Annotated in this window: 20 protein-coding genes and 1 tRNA gene; 6 read left to right on the forward strand and 15 right to left on the reverse strand. The window is 64.2% G+C overall.

Going from position 1 to position 18,786, the window contains the following annotated elements:
- Window positions 1-7: 7 nt before the first annotated feature.
- From nuoK to N2604_RS24760, 14 genes are all read right to left on the reverse strand, one after another.
- A complete protein-coding gene (gene nuoK / locus N2604_RS24695; protein ID WP_008547737.1) occupies window positions 8-316 on the reverse strand; it encodes an NADH-quinone oxidoreductase subunit NuoK in 309 nt (102 codons plus the stop codon).
- On the reverse strand, window positions 313-951 hold the full coding sequence (locus tag N2604_RS24700) for an NADH-quinone oxidoreductase subunit J (RefSeq protein ID WP_260370775.1): 639 nt from the start codon (window positions 949-951) through the stop codon (window positions 313-315). Before N2604_RS24700 ends, nuoK begins: the two co-directional genes overlap by 4 nt.
- A 134-nt stretch (window positions 952-1,085) precedes the next feature.
- Window positions 1,086-1,580 carry an NADH-quinone oxidoreductase subunit NuoI gene (gene nuoI / locus N2604_RS24705; RefSeq protein ID WP_157283556.1) on the reverse strand — a complete coding sequence of 165 codons (495 nt, stop codon included), beginning with the start codon at window positions 1,578-1,580 and terminating at the stop codon, window positions 1,086-1,088.
- An 8-nt stretch (window positions 1,581-1,588) separates the two neighbouring features.
- Entirely contained in the window at window positions 1,589-2,656 is a 1,068-nt protein-coding gene (gene nuoH, locus N2604_RS24710) for an NADH-quinone oxidoreductase subunit NuoH (RefSeq protein WP_128926007.1), read from the reverse strand.
- Between the two features lie 10 nt (window positions 2,657-2,666).
- Window positions 2,667-4,742 carry an NADH-quinone oxidoreductase subunit NuoG gene (gene nuoG, locus N2604_RS24715; RefSeq protein WP_260370776.1) on the reverse strand — a complete coding sequence of 692 codons (2,076 nt, stop codon included), beginning with the start codon at window positions 4,740-4,742 and terminating at the stop codon, window positions 2,667-2,669.
- Between the two features lie 5 nt (window positions 4,743-4,747).
- The gene (nuoF, locus tag N2604_RS24720) at window positions 4,748-6,073 is read right to left on the reverse strand and encodes an NADH-quinone oxidoreductase subunit NuoF (RefSeq protein WP_183238902.1); all 1,326 of its coding nucleotides are present in this window, start codon (window positions 6,071-6,073) and stop codon (window positions 4,748-4,750) included.
- 15 nt (window positions 6,074-6,088) lie between these two features.
- The gene (locus tag N2604_RS24725) at window positions 6,089-6,295 is read right to left on the reverse strand and encodes a hypothetical protein (RefSeq protein WP_260370777.1); all 207 of its coding nucleotides are present in this window, start codon (window positions 6,293-6,295) and stop codon (window positions 6,089-6,091) included.
- Window positions 6,295-6,906: an NADH-quinone oxidoreductase subunit NuoE gene (gene nuoE / locus N2604_RS24730; protein ID WP_197959302.1), complete on the reverse strand. Its 612-nt coding sequence runs from the start codon at window positions 6,904-6,906 to the stop codon at window positions 6,295-6,297. The genes N2604_RS24725 and nuoE overlap by 1 nt, the downstream gene beginning before the upstream one ends.
- A gap of 11 nt (window positions 6,907-6,917) precedes the next feature.
- Entirely contained in the window at window positions 6,918-7,925 is a 1,008-nt protein-coding gene (locus N2604_RS24735; RefSeq protein WP_260370778.1) for an FkbM family methyltransferase, read from the reverse strand.
- Window positions 7,925-9,121: an NADH-quinone oxidoreductase subunit D gene (locus N2604_RS24740; RefSeq protein ID WP_260370779.1), complete on the reverse strand. Its 1,197-nt coding sequence runs from the start codon at window positions 9,119-9,121 to the stop codon at window positions 7,925-7,927. The genes N2604_RS24735 and N2604_RS24740 overlap by 1 nt, the downstream gene beginning before the upstream one ends.
- Before the next feature lie 15 nt (window positions 9,122-9,136).
- A complete protein-coding gene (locus tag N2604_RS24745; RefSeq protein ID WP_260370780.1) occupies window positions 9,137-9,742 on the reverse strand; it encodes an NADH-quinone oxidoreductase subunit C in 606 nt (201 codons plus the stop codon).
- Between the two features lie 11 nt (window positions 9,743-9,753).
- Entirely contained in the window at window positions 9,754-10,341 is a 588-nt protein-coding gene (locus N2604_RS24750; protein ID WP_260370781.1) for an NADH-quinone oxidoreductase subunit B family protein, read from the reverse strand.
- Entirely contained in the window at window positions 10,332-10,697 is a 366-nt protein-coding gene (locus tag N2604_RS24755) for an NADH-quinone oxidoreductase subunit A (RefSeq protein WP_008136158.1), read from the reverse strand. The genes N2604_RS24750 and N2604_RS24755 overlap by 10 nt, the downstream gene beginning before the upstream one ends.
- A gap of 711 nt (window positions 10,698-11,408) precedes the next feature.
- Window positions 11,409-13,658 carry a TonB-dependent siderophore receptor gene (locus tag N2604_RS24760; RefSeq protein WP_260370782.1) on the reverse strand — a complete coding sequence of 750 codons (2,250 nt, stop codon included), beginning with the start codon at window positions 13,656-13,658 and terminating at the stop codon, window positions 11,409-11,411.
- Between the two features lie 370 nt (window positions 13,659-14,028).
- Between N2604_RS24760 and N2604_RS24765 the strand changes: the two genes are divergently transcribed.
- The 5 genes from N2604_RS24765 to N2604_RS24785 all read left to right on the forward strand — a co-directional run bounded on the left by N2604_RS24765 (window position 14,029) and on the right by N2604_RS24785 (window position 17,191).
- Entirely contained in the window at window positions 14,029-14,232 is a 204-nt protein-coding gene (locus tag N2604_RS24765) for a hypothetical protein (RefSeq protein ID WP_260370783.1), read from the forward strand.
- A gap of 160 nt (window positions 14,233-14,392) precedes the next feature.
- Window positions 14,393-14,469 (forward strand) — tRNA-Asp (locus N2604_RS24770).
- Window positions 14,470-14,670: 201 nt separating this feature from the next.
- Window positions 14,671-15,000, forward strand: a complete 330-nt coding sequence (locus N2604_RS24775; protein ID WP_260370784.1) for an HU family DNA-binding protein — start codon at window positions 14,671-14,673, stop codon at window positions 14,998-15,000.
- 86 nt (window positions 15,001-15,086) lie between these two features.
- Window positions 15,087-16,337 carry a peptidase T gene (gene pepT / locus N2604_RS24780; RefSeq protein WP_260370785.1) on the forward strand — a complete coding sequence of 417 codons (1,251 nt, stop codon included), beginning with the start codon at window positions 15,087-15,089 and terminating at the stop codon, window positions 16,335-16,337.
- Between the two features lie 137 nt (window positions 16,338-16,474).
- Window positions 16,475-17,191, forward strand: coding sequence for an alpha/beta fold hydrolase (locus tag N2604_RS24785; RefSeq protein ID WP_260370786.1), 717 nt, complete (start codon window positions 16,475-16,477; stop codon window positions 17,189-17,191).
- A gap of 17 nt (window positions 17,192-17,208) precedes the next feature.
- On the opposite strand, the gene N2604_RS24790 is transcribed toward N2604_RS24785, so the two are convergent.
- Window positions 17,209-18,099 carry a hypothetical protein gene (locus N2604_RS24790; protein WP_260370787.1) on the reverse strand — a complete coding sequence of 297 codons (891 nt, stop codon included), beginning with the start codon at window positions 18,097-18,099 and terminating at the stop codon, window positions 17,209-17,211.
- A 358-nt stretch (window positions 18,100-18,457) separates the two neighbouring features.
- Between N2604_RS24790 and N2604_RS24795 the strand changes: the two genes are divergently transcribed.
- Window positions 18,458-18,688, forward strand: coding sequence for a hypothetical protein (locus tag N2604_RS24795; RefSeq protein ID WP_260370788.1), 231 nt, complete (start codon window positions 18,458-18,460; stop codon window positions 18,686-18,688).
- Window positions 18,689-18,786 lie beyond the last annotated feature (98 nt).

Genomic DNA, 18,786 nt, shown 5'->3' on the forward strand with positions numbered 1-18,786 from the left:
TGAGAGCTCAGCCCTTCATCAGATTGACGTCCTCAACCGCGATCGAGCCACGGTTGCGGAAATAGACCACCAGGATGGCGAGACCGATCGCGGCTTCCGCAGCCGCGACCGTCAGCACCAGCAGCGCGAAGACTTGCCCGACGATGTCGCCGAGGAAGGTCGAGAACGCGACGAGGTTGATGTTGACCGAGAGCAGGATCAGCTCGATCGACATCAGGATGACGATGATGTTCTTGCGGTTCAGGAAGATGCCGAGAATGCCGAGCGTGAACAGGATCGCGCCGACCGCCAGATAATGTCCGAGCCCGATCGTCATTTCACCCACTCCGCAGCATCGGCGTCCGAGAGCCCCTGCCCGGGCGCCACCTTGCGCATCGCCATCGCCATGTCGGGCGTGCGCGCATTCTGAACATTGATGTCCTGCCGCTTGACCTTCGCCTTATGACGCAGCGTCAGCACGATGGCGCCGATCATGGCGACCAGCAGCACCATGCCCGCGAGCTGGAAGTAGTGGATGTACTTCGTATAGAGCACGAGGCCGAGCGCCTCCGTGTTCGAGACGTTGGCCGGGATCGCCGCCGTGATCGTCTTGGCGACGCCGGGGTTGATGACCCAGAAGCCGACAGTGAGCAGCAGCTCGAACATGAAGATGCCGCCGATCACGAGGCCCACCGGCAGATACTCGATGAAGCCCTCGCGCAGCTCGAGGAAGTCGACGTCGAGCATCATGATCACGAACAGGAACAGCACCGCGACGGCGCCGACATAGACGACGATCAGCATCATGCCGAGGAACTCGGCGCCCATCAGCACGAACAGGCCGGAAGCGTTGACGAAGGCCAGGATCAGGTAGAGCACGGAGTGCACGGGATTGCGCGAGACAATCACCATCACCGCCGAGGCGACGCAGATGCCGGCGAAGAGATAGAAGAACAGCGCGGGAAGGATCATCGGGCATTCCCCGTCATTCCGGGGCGCGCGCCAGCGCGAGCCCGGAATCCAGAGGTTACGGCGCGAGATTCCGGGTTCGCGCTTCGCGCGCCCCGGAATGACGAGAGGATGGCGGGAAGGATCATGCCCTCACCTCACCGGTACGGCGCATCGAGCTCGATCGCCTTCGCGATCTCGCGTTCCCAGCGGTCGCCGTTGGCGAGCAGCTTGGCCTTGTCATAATAGAGTTCCTCGCGGGTCTCGGTCGCGAACTCGAAGTTCGGGCCTTCGACGATGGCATCGACCGGACAGGCCTCCTGGCAGAGGCCGCAATAGATGCACTTCACCATGTCGATGTCGTAGCGCACGGTGCGGCGGGTGCCGTCGTTGCGGCGCGGGCCGGCCTCGATGGTGATGGCCTGCGCCGGGCAGACCGCCTCGCACAGCTTGCAGGCGATGCAGCGTTCCTCGCCGTTCGGATAGCGGCGCAGCGCATGCTCGCCGCGGAATCGGGGCGAGATCGGGCCCTTCTCGAACGGATAGTTCAGCGTCGGCTTCGGCTGGAAGAAATAACGCATGGCGAGGAAGAACGCCGAGACGAATTCCGACAGCAGAAGCGAGCGTGCAGTGGCGTTGACGTTGATACCCATGACGGCCCTCACTTCGGCGCGATGCCGGCGAAATGCAGCACGCCGGCCACCACGATCACCATCGCCAGCGACAGCGGCAGGAACACCTTCCAGCCGAGACGCATCAGTTGATCGTAGCGGTAGCGCGGCACGATCGCCTTCGCCATCGCGAACAGGAAGAACATGAAGAACAGTTTCAGCGAGAACCAGATGATCCCCGGCACCCAGTTGAAGGGCGGCAGGTCAACCGGCGGCAGCCAGCCCCCGAGGAACAGGATGGTCGCCATCGCGCACATCGTGACGATCGCGACATACTCGCCGAGCATGAACAGGAGGTATGGAGTCGAGCCGTATTCCACCATGAAGCCGGCGACGAGCTCGGATTCGGCTTCGACGAGGTCGAACGGCGGACGATTGGTTTCCGCCAGTGCCGAGACGTAGAACACCACGAACATCGGGAACAGCGGCCAGACATACCAATTCAGGATCGTCAACTGCGGCAACCCGATCAGGCTGGCAAGGCCGCGCGCATGCTGGGCCTCGACCACCGCCGAGAGGTTCAGCGTGCCGGCGCAGAGCAGCACGGTGATGATGACGAAGCCGATCGAGACTTCGTAGGACACCATCTGCGCCGCCGAGCGCAGCGCGGCCAGGAACGGGTACTTCGAGTTCGACGACCAGCCGGCCATGATGATGCCGTAGATCGACAGCGACGAGATCGCGAAGATGAAGAGAATGCCGACGTTGATGTCGGAGATCACCCAGCCGAGATTGGTCGGAATCACCGCCCAGGCCGCGAGCGCAAGCACGCAGGACACCAGCGGCGCCAGCAGGAACACGCCCTTGTTGGCGCCGGCCGGGATGATCGGCTCCTTCAGCACGAATTTCAGAAGGTCGGCGAAGGATTGCAGCAGGCCCCAGGGTCCGACCACGTTCGGGCCGCGGCGGATCTGCACCGCCGCCCAGATCTTGCGGTCGGCGAGCAGGATGTAGGCGATCGCCACCAGCAGGACGACGAGCACCAGGACGCTCTCGGCGACCATGATGATCAGCGGCCAGAGGAACCCGGTCCAGAATGCGCTTTCGAAGAATTCCATCAGATCACGCTCACTCTGCTGCGGTCAGCATGCGCCCGGAGGCGAGGCGCGAGCATTCCGCCATCACGGCGGACGCACGCGCGATTGGGTTGGTCAAATAGAAGTCCTCGACCAGGGGCTTGAACGGCGCCTTCTCGGGCGCGCCGCCCTTCCCCGCCAGCTTCTTGACCTGGTCGGCGGAGCCGGCCTCGATCTGGTCGAGACGGATCAGATGCGGCACGGCCTTGAACACCGCCTGGCGCAGAGCAGCAAGCGAGTCATAGCCGAGCTTCTTGCCGAGCGCTTCCGACAGCGCGCGGATGATCGCCCAGTCCTCGCGGGCTTCGCCCGGCGGGAACGCGGCGCGGCCGGTCATCTGCACGCGGCCCTCGGTGTTGACGTAGATCGCGGACTTCTCGGTGTAGGCGGCCGCCGGCAGGATGACGTCGGCGCGGTGCGCACCGCGATCACCATGGGTACCGATATAGACCACGAAGGTGCCATCCGGCGCCTTGATCTCGTCGGCCCCGAGCAGGAACAGCAAGTCGAGCGTGCCGAAGGTCGTCATCTGTGCCGCATTCAGGCCGCCGCTGGTTGCGGCGAAGCCGATGTCGAGCGCGCCGACGCGCGAGGCGGTCTCGTGCAGCACGCCGAAGCCGTTCCAGCCGTCCTTGACCGCGCCGACATCGAGCGCGAGCTTGGCGCTAGCTGCGAGAATGGCGGCGCCGTCGTGACGGGCGGCCGCGCCCGCACCGACCAGGATGATCGGGTGCTTGGCGTTCTTCAGCGCGTCCATGAAGGAGTGCTTGCCGGCCGCGAGCTCACCCAGCGTCTCGGTGCCCGCGCCGAGATGATCGTAATCATAGGTCAGGTCGGCCTTGGCGCCGATCACGCCGACCTTGAAGCCGCCGGCGCGCCAGCGCTTGCGGATGCGGGCGTTGAACACGGCCGCCTCCTTGCGCGGGTTCGCACCGATGATGAGCAGCGCATCGGCCTGCTCGACGCCTGCAAGCGTCGGGTTGAAGATGTAGGAGCCGCGGCCGAGCGCGGGATCGAAGGCGTCGCCGCCCTGCACCGCCAGATTGCCCGAGCCGTACTTGGCGAGCAGGTCCTTCAGCGCGAACATTTCCTCGACGCCGGCAAGATCGCCGGCGATCGCGCCGATGCGCTTGCCGTCAGTGCGCGCCGCCTTGGCGGCGATCGCGGCAAAGGCCTCGGTCCAGCTTGCCGCGCGCAGCTTGCCCGCCTCGCGGATATAGGGCCGGTCGAGACGTTGGGTCCGCAGGCCGTCGACGACGTGCCGGGTCTTGTCCGAGATCCACTCCTCGTTCACGGCCTCGTTGATGCGCGGCAGGATGCGCATCACCTCACGGCCGCGGGTGTCGACGCGGATCGCGGAGCCGACGCCGTCCATGACGTCGATCGACTGGGTCTTGCCAAGCTCCCACGGGCGCGCCGCGAACGCATAGGGCTTCGAGGTCAGCGCGCCGACCGGGCAGATGTCGACGAGGTTGCCCTGTAGTTCCGACGTCAGGGCGTGCTCGAGATAGGTCGTGATCTCCATGTCCTCGCCGCGGCCGGTGGCGCCCATCTCGGGCGCGCCGGCGACTTCCGCCGAGAAGCGGACGCAGCGCGTGCACTGGATGCAGCGGTTCATCGAGGTCTTGACCAGCGCGCCGAGATATTTGTCCTCGACCGCGCGCTTGTTCTCGGCGAAACGGCTGGTGTCGACACCATAGCCCATCGCCTGGTCCTGAAGGTCGCACTCGCCGCCCTGGTCGCAGATCGGGCAGTCCAAGGGATGGTTGATCAGAAGGAATTCCATCACGCCTTCGCGCGCCTTCTTCACCATCGGCGAACGCGTGGAGATCTCCGGCGGCTCGCCCTTGGGGCCCGGACGGCAGTCGCGCACGCCCCAGGCGCAGCTGGCGACCGGCTTCGGGCCGCCCTTCACCTCGACGAGGCACATCCGGCAATTGCCGGCGATCGACAGCCGCTCGTGATAGCAGAAGCGCGGAATCTCGGCGCCGGCCGCCTCGCACGCCTGAAGCAGCGTGTACTCGGCGGGGACATCGATCTCTTTGCCGTCGATGATGAGCTTGGTCATGTCTCTTACTCCGCCGCGACCATGTTCACGGGATCGCGGACGCCGATGTCGTCGACATCGGCCTTGTGCGAATACTGGTCGATGCGCGCTTCGATCTCGTGACGGAAGTGCGTGATCAGGCCCTGGATCGGCCAGGCCGCGGCGTCGCCGAGCGCGCAGATGGTGTGGCCTTCGACCTGCTTCGTCACCTCCAGCAGCATGTCGATTTCGCGCTTGTGGGCGCGGCCTTCGGCCATGCGGGTGAGCACGCGCCACATCCAGCCCGTGCCCTCGCGGCACGGCGTGCACTGGCCGCAGCTCTCATGCTTGTAGAAGTAGGAGATGCGGGCGATGGCGCGGATCAGGTCGGTCGACTTGTCCATCACGATCACGGCCGCGGTGCCGAGGCCCGAGCGCAGCTTGCTCAGGGAGTCGAAATCCATCGGCGTGTCGATGATCTGCTCGGCCGGCACCATGCGGACCGACGAGCCGCCGGGGATCACGGCCTTGAGGTTGTCCCAGCCGCCGCGGATGCCGCCGCAATGCTTGTCGATCAGCTCGCGGAACGGGATGCCCATGGCCTCCTCGACGTTGCAGGGCCGCTCGACATGGCCGGAGATGCAGAAGAGCTTGGTGCCGACATTGTTCGGACGGCCGATGCCGGCGAACCAGGCCGCGCCGCGGCGCAGGATGTCCGGCGCAACGGCGATCGACTCGACGTTGTTGACGGTGGTCGGGCAGCCGAACAGGCCGACATTGGCCGGGAACGGCGGCTTCAGGCGCGGCTGGCCCTTCTTGCCTTCGAGGCTCTCGAGCAGCGCAGTTTCCTCGCCGCAGATATACGCGCCGGCGCCGTGGGCGACGTAGAGGTCGAACGGCCAGCCGTTGACGTTGTCCTTGCCGATCAGCTTGGCCTCGTAGGCCTGGTCGATCGCGGCCTGGAGGCGCTCGCGCTCGCGGATGAACTCGCCGCGGACATAGATATAGCAGGCATGCGCGTTCATCGCGAAGCTCGCGATCAGGCAGCCCTCGACCAACAGATGCGGATCATGCCGCATGATCTCGCGGTCCTTGCAGGTGCCGGGCTCGGACTCGTCGGCGTTGACGACGAGATAGCTCGGCCGGCCGTCGGTCGATTCCTTCGGCATGAAGGACCACTTCAGACCGGTCGGAAAGCCGGCGCCGCCGCGGCCGCGCAGACCCGACGCCTTCATCTCGTTGATGATCCAGTCGCGGCCCTTGTCGATGATGTTCTTGGTGCCGTCCCAGGCGCCGCGGCGCCGCGCACCCTCGAGCCCCCAATCGTGGAGGCCGTAGAGGTTCTTGAAGATGCGGTCCTTGTCCTCGAGCATATCAGTGCTTTCCGATCAACGATTGGACTGCTTGTAGGCAAGTCCGGCGGCGCAGACGGCGAAGGTCAGCGCCCAGAGCAGACTGGATTCCAGCGACGCGTTCAGGCTGAAGCGCTGCAGCAGGAAGATGAAGACGGCCGCAACGGTGGCGTGCACCGCGATGAAGCCCCACTTCTTCATGGCACCGCTCCCCTGCACCGAAGGCTGCGAGAGATCACGCATCAGGTGGTCTCCTTCAGCGTGGTCGGCCCGGTGATCGGCGCCGAGAACTGGCGGCCGTTCTGCGGACCGGGCTTGGGCGGGTTGCCCGAAGCGAAGCCGTCGAGCACCTTGCCGAAGCTTTCCTTGGTCAGGTCCTCATAGGTGTCCTTGCCGATCAGCACCATCGGCGCGTTCACGCAGGCGCCCAGGCACTCCACCTCTTCCCAGCTGAAATTGCCGTCCTTGGAGAGATGGAAGGGCTCGTGGTGGATGCGGTGCTCGCAGACGTGGATCAGATCCTCGGCGCCGCGCAGCCGGCACGGCGTGGTGCCGCAGACCTGGATGTGAGCCTTCTTGCCCACAGGGGCGAGCTGGAACATGGTGTAGAAGGTCGCGACTTCCAGCACGCGGATATAGGGCATGTCGAGCATGTCGGCGATAACGCGGATCGCGGCTTCCGACACCCATCCCTCGTTCTGCTCCTGCGCGCGCCAGAGGATGGCGATGACCGCGGAGGCCTGACGTCCGGCCGGATACTTCGCGATCTGCTGCCGAGCGAATGCGAGGTTCTCCTCCGTGAACGCAAAGCTCGCGGGCTGGACTTCCTTCGGTGCTAATCGGCGAACGGACATAGCTCAATCTCTCACTGCATGCGGCGCGCGGACTTGGCGTTCAGATTTTTGGCATTCAGATTTTTGGCATTCAGGTTCTTGGCGTTGAGGGCTTCGATCCTGTCCTGCCAGAATGCGCTTGCGGTGCCGAAAACGTTGTAGCCGACGTGGGTCGAGACCTTGATGCGGTCGAGGATCGACAGCTCGGTCACGGTTTCCATGCGGTTGCTGCGCGGATCGAACACGATCAGCTTCAGCGGGGTCTGTTCGAGGATGAAGCGCGACACGGCGTGCGAGCGGTCGCTGCCGTGCTCCTCGCACATGATGACGCTGTCGGCCTGCAGCAGTCGTGCCCCGCCCTTGATCGCCTCGATCTCGACGCCCTCGACGTCGAGCTTGATCAGGTACTTGCCGGTGGCCGCGACCTTGCCGTCCTCGATCAAATTGTCGAGCGCGATCACCGGCACCTCCTCGCCGCCCGCCGACTGATCGCCGGCGATGCTGAAGGCCTCGTGCTTGGTGCCCGACAGACGCGCGGTGCCGCGCGCCGCGCCGATGGCGCATTTCATGGTCTCGAAGCGGTTGCCGTTGATGCGGGCATTGTTGGCGAGCTTCGGGTAATTCTGGCCCGACGGCTCGATCGCGATCGCCTTGTGCGCGCCGAACGGCTTGCTCGACACCAGCACCGACCAATAGCCGTAATTGGCGCCGCAATCGAGCAGCGTGTAGTCGACGTCGATGGAGTTGGCGAACAAGAGCTCGAGCTCGTCCTCGTAAATGTAGGAGCGGTTGAGCAGCTTGCTCCAATAGCCGTCGCCGTAGGGGAACTCGAACACCGCGTCCGGATTGAGCCTGATCGCGATGTTGCGCTCGGGCAGCGTCTTGCGCAGCAAATTCGCGCAGGCGATGTAGCCCATATGCGAGAAGTGCGAGGAGATCTTCGATCCCGTCACCAGCGCCAAGGCAGCCGTCCGCTCCCACAGGTTGGCCCCTTCAAGGGCCCCCGAGGCACGGTCAAACTGGATTGGCGCCTGCGCCATCACCGATCGACCTCTCCGAACACGATGTCGAGCGAGCCGAGGATCGCCGAGACGTCGGCCAGCAGATGGCCGCGGCAGATGTGATCCATGGCCTGCAGATGCGCAAAGCCCGGCGCGCGGATCTTGCACTTGTAGGGCTTGTTGGTGCCGTCGGCGACGAGATAGACGCCGAACTCGCCCTTGGGCGCCTCGACCGCGGCATAGACCTCGCCGGCCGGCACGTGAACGCCTTCGGTGTAGAGCTTGAAGTGGTGGATCAAGGCTTCCATCGAGCGCTTCATCTCGCCGCGACGCGGCGGTGCGACTTTGTTGTCGGCGACGACGACGGGGCCCTTGCCGTCGGGCGCGTTCAGTTTCTGGATGCACTGCTTCATGATACGCACGGACTGGCGCATCTCTTCCATGCGGATCAGATAGCGGTCGTAGCAGTCGCCGTTCTTGCCGATCGGAATGTCGAAATCCATCTCGGCGTAGCATTCATAGGGCTGCGACTTGCGCAGATCCCAGGCCGCGCCCGAGCCGCGCACCATGACGCCCGAAAAACCCCACTCCCACGCTTCCTTCAGCGGCACCACGCCAATGTCGACGTTGCGCTGCTTGAAGATGCGGTTGGCGGTGAGCAGACGGTCGAGATCGTCGACCACTTTGAGGAACGGATCGCACCAGGCCTCGATGTCGTCGACCAGCTTCTGCGGCAGGTCCTGGTGCACGCCGCCGACGCGGAAGAAAGCCGCGTGCATGCGGCTGCCCGAGGCGCGCTCGTAGAACACCATCAGCTTCTCGCGCTCTTCGAAGCCCCACAGCGGCGGGGTCAGCGCGCCGACGTCCATCGCCTGCGTGGTGACGTTGAGCAGATGCGACAGGATGCGGCCGATCTCGCAATAGAGCACGCGGATCAGCTGGCCGCGGCGCGGCACCTCGATGCCGAGCAGCTTTTCGGCGGCGAGGCAAAAGGCATGCTCCTGGTTCATCGGCGCGACGTAGTCGAGCCGGTCGAAATAAGGGATCGCCTGCAGATAGGTCTTCTGCTCGATCAGCTTCTCGGTGCCGCGATGAAGCAGGCCGATATGCGGATCGACGCGCTCGACCACTTCGCCGTCGAGCTCCAGCACGAGACGGAGCACGCCGTGCGCCGCCGGATGCTGCGGTCCGAAATTGATCGTGAAGTTGCGAAGGCTTTCGCTTTGTTCATTCATGACGCCGCTCGCTACTCACTGCTTCGCCTTCTCGTCACCGGGAAGCGGATAGTCCGCGCCTTCCCATGGCGAGAGGAAATCGAACTTGCGGAATTCCTGGTTGAGCCGGACCGGCTCGTACACCACCCGCTTCTCCTGGTCGTCGTAGCGAACCTCGACGAAGCCGGTGAGCGGGAAATCCTTGCGCAGCGGATGACCCTCGAAGCCGTAATCCGTGAGGATGCGGCGCATGTCGGGATGGCCGACGAAGAACACGCCGTAGAGGTCGTAGGCCTCGCGCTCGAACCAGTCCGCGCCAGGGAAGACGTCGATCAGCGACGGCACCTGCGTGGTTTCGTCGGCTTGCGCCTTGAGCCGGATGCGCGCGTTCAGGGTCGGCGACAGGAAATGATAGATCACGTCGAAGCGCTTCTCGCGATCCGGGTAGTCCACCGCCGTGATGTCGGTGATGTTGACGAAACGGCAGTTGGGGTCATCGCGGAGGTACTTGACCACCTCGACGATCCTGGCGGCCTCGACGTCCACGGTGAGCTGGTTGAGGGCCACCGAGTGACCGGTCGCGGCGCCCGGAAGCGCGCTAACGATCGTCTGCCCCAGGGCGTCGAGCTTGGCGTCGTCCATGACGTAAAACCTTAGCGTTCGATGGTGCCGGTGCGCCGGATCTTCTTCTGCAGCAGCAGCACGCCGTAGAGCAGCGCTTCCGCCGTGGGCGGGCAGCCCGGCACGTAGATGTCGATCGGCACGATGCGGTCGCAGCCGCGCACGACCGAGTAGGAATAGTGATAATAGCCGCCGCCATTGGCGCAGGAGCCCATCGAGATGACGTAGCGGGGCTCGGGCATCTGGTCGTAGACCTTGCGCAGCGCGGGCGCCATCTTGTTGGTCAGGGTTCCCGCGACGATCATCACGTCGGACTGGCGCGGCGAGGCACGCGGGGCGAAGCCGAAGCGCTCGACGTCGTAGCGCGGCATCGAGACCTGCATCATCTCGACCGCGCAGCAGGCGAGACCGAAGGTCATCCACATCAAGGAGCCGGTGCGCGCCCAGGTGATGAGGTCGTCGGTCGCGGCGACGAAGAAGCCCTTGTCGGACAGCTCGGAATTGACCTCGAGGAAGAACGGATCATTGGCCCCGACCGGCTTGCCGGTCGACGGGTCCAGAATGCCCTTGGCGGCCGGCGCGACGACCGGACCCGTGGACGATGCAGGGTTCAATCCCATTCCAGAGCTCCCTTCTTCCATTCATAGGCGAACCCGACCGTCAGCACGGCGAGGAACACCACCATGGACCAGAAGCCGGTCGCGCCAAGTTTGCCGAACGCCACCGCCCAGGGAAACAGAAACGCCACCTCGAGGTCGAAGATGATGAAGAGGATGGCGACCAGATAGAAGCGGACGTCGAACTTCATGCGGGCATCGTCGAAGGCGTTGAAACCGCACTCGTAGGCCGACAGCTTTTCGGGGTCAGGCTGCTGGAACGCCACGATGAAGGGCGCGATCAGCAGCACGAGGCCGATGAGGCCCGCGACCCCTATAAAGACGACGAGTGGAAGATAGTTCTGCAGAATGCCGCTCATTGGCGAGCCCTTTTTCCCGCAGCCTCGGGACAGCCGCGGATTCGTCCGATTTGGAATTATTCTGAGCCTTAGCGCAGTGCACCAATGGGCGCAAGACACGCTGTTTTCAGGCCCTTTGCCGCCCCCAGAGCAGTGAAAATCCCGGAATCACCCCGCGGCTGGTATGGAGCAGATCGCCATGGCCAGCAAGGGCCGCCACGGCCTCGCAGGTCAGCCGTTCGGAGATTGCGGCGCTCGGGCCGCGCCAGCTATTTGCTGCCCGCTGACCGTCCAAAATGCTCGGGTTTTGACGCAGCTGCGCACCCGGCCCCGGCGATCACCGCCGCAGCGGTAACTTCCCCCCGTTGTCGCGGCGAGATAGTTGGCCGGTCTCCCTCCAAGCCGCTGCGGGCAGGAGACCAATGCCGGTGCCGCCGCCTCAGGTGCAGGAAAGACCTGTCCACAGCTCTGAGCAATCAGACGAGCCATGCGCCATCACGGGACCGGGGCTCGTCCGGCGAATGTGCCCGCAATGGGCTCCAAGCCGGCCGCGAGCGCGGCGGCGGCGACTTGCTGGTCGCGCGCGCCGCGCTCGGATGAGCTTCGGGCCGGGGGGCATGGCCCGCGAGCTCATCGTGACGGCGGATCAGCGGTCGTCCAGGCGCGGTCGAACGAACATCACGATCAATTGCTCCGAGCCTCGGAGCCTTCCGGCCCTGCCCTCGCCTGTCCTCACCATTTGTAGGAGACGCTGGCGGTGACGCGCCGACGGTCGCCGTAGAAGCAGGACGTCGGGAACGAACAGCTCGCGACGTAGATCTTGTCGGTTACGTTGATCACGTTCAGTGCCGTGCGCCAGTTCTGCCATTCGTAATGAAGGGCGAGATCGCCAAGGACCACCGCGGGAACTTCGAGCGTGTTGGCGGGGTCAGCCCAGGAGGAGCCGACGTAACGTACGCCGCCGCCGAAACCAAAACCTTCGAGCGGACCATCCTTGAAGGTGTAATCCGCCCACCCCGAGACCAGAAGCTGAGGCGTGTTGGTCGGCGTCTTGCCCACCAGCGACGGATCGAGATCCCTGCTGTTGAAGAGGTGGTAGGCAGTGAAGGCGCCGATCAGCTTCAGTTCCTTCGTGGCATTGGCAACCGCTTCGAGCTCGATGCCGCGAGAGGTCACCTCGCCAGTCTGGTTCAGCAAGATCGGCGTGCCTGCGGTCGTAGCCACGTTCTGACGCTTCAGGTCGAACACCGAAGCCGTGAAGTAGCCGTCGAACCCCTTCGGCGCGACCTTTACGCCGATCTCGGTCTGCTGCCCGGTCTCCGGCAGGAAAAGCTGATTGCTGGCGTTCAGGCCGATGACCGGATTGTAGCTGGTCGCGTAGGAAATATAGGGCGCGATGCCGTTGTCGAAATTGTAGATCAGCCCGGCCCGCCCGCTGAACTTGCTGTCGTTGCGGCTGGCGATCGCGGCCCCGGTGTCGCGCGCGTCCTGGGACGTCTCGACCCAGTCGTTGCGGCCGCTCAGCACCAGCGTGAAGTTGCCGAGCTTCATCTGATCCTGAAGGTAGGTGCCCGCCTGCTTCTGGGTGATCAGGAAGTTGCGGAACGGTGCGCCCGTCAGCGGGATGTTGATGCCGTAGACAGGATTGAAGACATTGATCGAAGGGACGGTGCCGAAATTGAAGTTCTGATAGTCGTCGATCTGATAGCCTTTCAGGTCGACCCCGAACAGCATGGTGTGTCGCACCGGCCCGGTGTTGAAGCGATACTCCAGCTGGTTGTCGAGATTGGCCTGGTTGGCGGTATTCTTCGCGTACCAGTTATATCGCCCCATCGTCGCCGTATTGATGTTATCCCAACCGTTGCCGATGTAACCGCGATAAGTCAGGTCGATATGCGCAAACCGGGCGTTCTGCCGGAACGTCACATCGTCAGTGAGATTGCGCTCGAACTGATAGCCGAGCATCTCCTGCTCGCGCGTGAACTTGTCGACACTGGGATCGCCGACGAAAAAGCTGGTTGGAATCTTGCCGAACGGCGCGTTGGTCACCGTGCCTTGGTAGGGCAGGAAGTTGATGCCGCGGGTGTCCGTCTTCGACGCCGATGCGAGCACTGTGAAAGTCGTGTCGGCATCAGGCTTCCAGGTGAATGACGGTGCGATGAAGTAGTTGTTGTCAGGCGTAAAGTCGACCTGTGTGCCACCGTTCCTGACCTCGCCGACGACTCGGTAGAACAGCTTTCCGTCCTGGGGCTGCGTCGCGACCGGCCCGCCGAAATCGAAGCCGACATAGGCGTTGCCGAAGTTGTTGACGCCGGTCTCGATGTAGCGGATCGGCTCTGCAGGCGGCATCTTGCTGATGACGTTGACGATGCCGCTCAGGCTCGAGCCGCCATAGAGCACCGCGGACGGACCGCGCAGCACCTCGACGCGTTCCATGTTGGACGGCGGCAGACGCCAGCTCGCATACGACGTGTAGAACAGCTGCATGCCGTCGAGGAACAGTCCGATGTCGTCGGACTTGAAGCCGCGGATCAGCCACCAATCGTTGCGGGTATCCGCACCGAAGGTCCCTGCCCGCACGCCGGCGGTGTAGCGCAGGACTTCGTCGAGCTTGTTCGGCTTCTGGTCGCGAATCTGTTCCGCACCGACCACCGAGATCGCCTGCGGCGTCTCCATGATCGGCGTGTTGGTCTTGGTGCCCGACGAGCTGCGGCCGGCGACGTAGCCGTTCACCGGACCGCGCGGCGTCTCGACGAAGCCCACCTCGCGCCGCGGCTGCGGCTTGTTTCGCTCGGCGGTCTGCACCGACGATTGCGCCGGGCGGCGCTGTGGGGCCGCGGCAGCACGTCTCCGTGCTTCCGGCGCGGTGACGGTCACCGAGGGCAGATTTTGCGCGCCACTCTGCGCGGAAGATTGTGCAAGCGATGCCTGAGGCATCAAGACCCAAGCGGATGCGGTCGCCAACATGGCCGACCGCAGCATTCCAAGACTGTTCAACGCGCCACCCCAAAGATGCATGTTCGATGCGTCATGCCGCCTGTCCCGGAACGGCATGCGCTTGTGGTGACGCTTAGGTGAGGGCGCGCGATTTCCCTAATTGAAAGCTTCTTAGAAAGGCTCTTAGAAGCACTGCAACACTTTGGCCGTTTGAGATGAGCTTAGCTTCCGCCGCCTCCGGAGCGTCCCCACTCCGGATGGACATGCCAGGCTTGGGAAGGGCGGCCGCCTCCCCACCCCGGACCCACCAAGCGGCTGATGAAACCATTTTGCGGAACCCGCGAAACCATCCGGAAACAGATGGCCCTTAGAAGATGAGCCCATAGACGGCGGCAAAGCCCGTCGGGAGGCTCAGATGAACCATTCAATTCATTCTGCTGATCGTGCGACCCACCTGAAGATCGTGGTGGTGGCGCTGGTGGCCGGCATTGCCGTGGCCGGCTTCGGGATCGCGGCCCGCACCCATGCCGATTACAGCCAGACTGCCCAGTCCACCCACGTCATCAAGGCCGGCAAGCCGGTGGTGGTGACCAGCGCCGGCACGTCCGAGATTCGCTGAGACCTGCCCTTTTGGGCTGACGATTGGCCGCCGCCGGGCGGCCTTTTTCGTTTTCCAGAGCAATGCTTAGCGGGGACGCCCTGGGGAAGCGCAACGTCCTTGACTTCACCATGTCCCCCCTTTAAGTCCCCCCTCGTTCCGCGCGCGTTCAGCGAACCACGCGGGAGTAGCTCAGTTGGTTAGAGCGCCGGCCTGTCACGCCGGAGGTCGCGGGTTCGAGCCCCGTCTCTCGCGCCATTTTTGGCAATCTCCTCATCATCTTAGCCCGAACTTCTCGACGCTTTTCGCGGCTCTGCGCGCAATTTCAGGCGGCCGCCGGGAACTCTCGGCATAGTCAGCCCGCGTCCGAATCGTCTACGCCTAGAAGGGCTTAGAGGGACCCACTCATTCTCGGCTTTTTTCGGGACTCCCTGTCATTGGACGATGAGGAGGCCAGACATGGCTAAGAAGGATCCGGCTAAGAAGGATTCGGCGAAGAAGGCAGCCGCGCCCGCCACCATCACGCTCAAGCACCTCGCCGCGGACATTGCCGAGCGCCAGGATGTCTCCAAAAAGCATGCCGAGGCCGTCCTGACCGACATGGTCGATTTGATCGCCAAGCACCTCAAGAAGGGCGACCGGGTCCGCATCGTCGGCCTTGGCATCCTCCAGGTCCGCAAGCGCGCCGCCCGCACCGGCCGCAATCCTTCCACCGGCGAAGCGATCCACATCAAGGCCAGCAGGAAGGTCGCGTTCCGCCCGGTGAAGGAACTGAAGGAGGCGATTTGATGTCACTTAAGTCTGGCCCGGCCGCTTCACGGCCCGCTTTTCTGATATACCGCCTGCTTCCCGAACATTCGGCGGTTTGACCAGAAATGTCCTCCCTCTCTTTTTCGCATACCGTGACCGAGCGCTTCCTGCGCTACGTCACCATCGACACCCAGTCCGATCCGGCATCGCCTCACTCGCCGTCGACCGAGAAGCAGAAGGATCTCGGCCGCGTGCTCGCTGCCGAGCTGAAGGCGATGGGCGTTGCGGACGCGCATCTCGACGATTACGGCTACGTCTACGGAACGATCCCGGCCAACACCGACAAGAAGGTGCCGGTGATCTGCTTCTGCTCGCACATGGACACCTCGCCCGACGTGACCGGCAAGGACGTCAAGCCGCAAGTCGTGAAGAACTATCGCGGCGGCGACATCATCCTGCCCGGCGATACCAGCCAGGTGATCCGCATCAACGAGCATCCGGCGCTGAAGCACCAGATCGGCAACGACATCATCACCACCGACGGCACCACGCTATTGGGGGCCGACAACAAGGCCGGTGTTGCCGAGATCATGGATGCCGCGCATTTCTTCCTCAACAATCCCGACGTGAAGCACGGCACCATCAAGATCCTGTTCACGCCGGACGAGGAGATCGGCCGCGGCGTCGACAATGTCGACCTGAAGAAGCTGGGGGCCGATTTCGGCTACACCATGGACGGCGAGAGCGCCGGCTGTGTCGAGGACGAGACCTTCTCGGCCGACGGCGCCACCATCACCATCAACGGCGTCAGCGCCCATCCCGGCTACGCCAAGGGCAAGATGGAGCACGCGATCAAGATCGCCGCCGCCATCGTCGAGCGTCTGCCGAAGGAGGGCTGCTCGCCCGAGACCACCTCAGGCAAGCAGGGTTTTCTGCATCCGATCGCCATCGACGGCGCGCTGGAACAGGCGACGCTCTCCTTCATCGTCCGCGACTTCACCGAGGAAGGGCTGAAGGAAAAGGAGGCGCTGCTCGAGGGCATCGTCAAGGACGTGATGAAGGACTATCCGCGCTCGAGCTACACGTTCGAGGTCAAGGAGCAGTACCGTAACATGAAGCAGGTGATCGACCGTCACCCGCACGTGCTCGAATACGCCATCGAGGCGATCCGCCGTGCCGGCCTGCGCCCGATGCGCACCGCGATCCGCGGCGGCACCGACGGCTCCCGCCTGTCCTTCATGGGCCTGCCCTGCCCCAACATCTTTGCCGGCGAGCACGCGTTTCATTCGCGGCTCGAATGGGTCAGCCGGCAGGATATGGAAAAGGCGGTGGAGACCATCGTGCATCTGGCGATGATCTGGGAAGAGAAGGCCTGAAGCGCGACGAGACTGCAATGAAAAATCACCGCGCTTCGATGCGTTACGTCGCATCCGGCCGTGCCAGCCTTGCGACAGAAGTCGCAGGGGACGGCCCTGCCATTGTCTTTCTTCATGCGAATGTGTGCGACCGGCGCATGTGGCGCGCTCAATTCGACGAATTGAGCGCCACGCACAGGGCGGTCGGATATGACCGACGCGGGTTCGGCGAAACCCGCGCCGAGCCCGAAGACTTTTCCGCGCTCGCCGATCTCCTCGCGGTGCTGGAGGCGACCGCAGGTGGCGAGCCTGCCATCCTCGTCGGCTGCTCTCTCGGCGGGCGGATCGCGCTTGATGCCGCCGTCCGGCATCCCTCGCGCGTTCGCGCGCTGGTTCTGATCGCCCCCAATGTCGCGGGTGCACCCGATCCGGTCTATCCGGCCGACATCGAGACACTGATGATGCGATCGAAGGAGATCGAAGCGTCAGGCGATCTTGACCGGATGAACGCGATGAAGGCGCGCCTCTTGCTGGACGGACCACGGGCTGCCGAAGGTCGCGTCGGCGGTCCGGCTCGCGACCTGTTCCTCGATATGAACGGCATCGCACTCCGATCCCCACCGTTCGGATCGGACGTCGACATCAGACCCTTCTTCAACCGGCTTCATGAGATCGCGGTGCCGACCCTCATCATATGGGGTGACCTCGATCTGCCCTATGTGCAGGACCGCTGCCGCCATCTCGTCGCGGCAATTCCGGGCGCGGAAGGCCGCGAGGTGCGTGGTGCGGCCCATCTTCCCAGCCTGGAGCGCCCGGCGGAGATCACAGCTCTCGTTGCCGAGTTCGCTCAGCGACATGCGGGGGCGGACAGATAGGTCCACCCCCGATTGGCCTACGGCACCGGCATCGCGCGCGGGCTGCGATGGAAGCGGTTGGCGCTCGCCATCCAGTTCGGCAACGGTGCGCCATCACGGTGCCGGCCGCCGGCGACGGCTGCAGCCCAGGCCACCGCGGCGCCGATCAGGGTCGCGGCTGCGACCGAGAACGCCACGATGATCGAGTTGCGTCGCGCGCGGTTGATGGCCGTCTTCGAGTCTGCGATCAGCGCATCAACCCGCCGCTCGGCATCGGGGGCTGCCAGTCCCGTGACGGCGGCGACCTGTTGCACGAGGTAGGCCCGGTCATCGGTGCTGACGCCGCTGTGGCTGGACGAGGTCATCAGGATGCGTCCGGCTTCGGCGCGCGCTTCCCTCAGGTCGGTGTTCGGAGCGCGGCGCGGCGCGCGGAACAGCTTGTCGAGCTCATAGCTCAACAAGGGCTCGGCCGCCGAGGTGTTGCTCGCCGAACTGCGCATCGGCGAACGGTCGATCGCGGCAGCGCCGAGAAGCGCCAGCAGCGCTGCGCCGGCCAGGACCGCCAGCGCCCAGGCGGTCAACCCGTGAAGCCCGTCCCGCCGCTCGCCGTCATCCTCGATGGTTGTGAGCGCGGGCTCGGACCGGGTCGTTCGGCCGGCGACGTAGCCGCCGAAGCCGAAGCTGACGATCGCCTGGATGATCAGATACAGCCCGGAAAGCAGCGCCAGCGCCGCCGATGCATCGCGCCAGGTCGGCGAGGCCGAACTGACACCGAGGCCGACCGCGACACCAAAACCGATCAGGATGAACGACATTGCGCTCGCAGCAAGCGCGCCCGCGAACACCGAGCTCCACTGGATAGTTCGAGGCGCCTCGCCTGCCAGGCCGCCTTCCATGACCTCTTCCCGCATGAGAGTTTCGACGGTCATTGCCGCGCTCTCAGCGCAGGCCGAAGAACGACAGGATCGCCATGATGACGACGATCAAGCCGATCAGATAAATCAGTCCGTCCATTGTCCGTCCTCCTCAGTTCTTCTGATCGCTAATCGCGAGCTATGAGGAACGTTCCTAATTGGACAGACCCGATGGAACGAACTTGGAAGATGCGGGTTACCTGCCCAAGTCCCAAGGATCGAGATTGTGAGCACATCAGGCCTCAGCTGGCTCGTCCGGCTGGGGCCTTTCCGCGTTGCGGCCGGCGCGTCTCCTCCTGTCGTATGTTAACGACGCCGGGGCCGGGATCATCAATGATGCGATCAGGGCGGACCTCCGGATCAGGAGAGGCGCGTGGACCGCAGAACGGCGTGCCTGCATCAGGCGAATGCATTCCGGGAGAAGGCCCTCGCCGATCCCGAGCACCACGACCAATGGATCGACGAGGCTATCAAGTGGCTGGAACGGGCAATGGAAGCGAGCTGCCACGCCGCCGTCACCATGGAAGGTGACGATGGCGGCGAGGCTCCGGTCTCCACGATCGAAGCCATGGCGCCACTTCGGCGCGCCATTGTCCGCCAGTGAGAGGTACTGGCAGCGCATGCGCTGCTGCGGCAATTGTTCCAGGGACGTAACAATGTTGCGGGTCGACACTGGTTCCGCGCCCATGCTAGGCCGAGCAC

It is taken from the genome of Bradyrhizobium sp. CB1015 (genome assembly GCF_025200925.1).
In the GTDB taxonomy this organism is placed as follows: Bacteria; Pseudomonadota; Alphaproteobacteria; order Rhizobiales; family Xanthobacteraceae; genus Bradyrhizobium.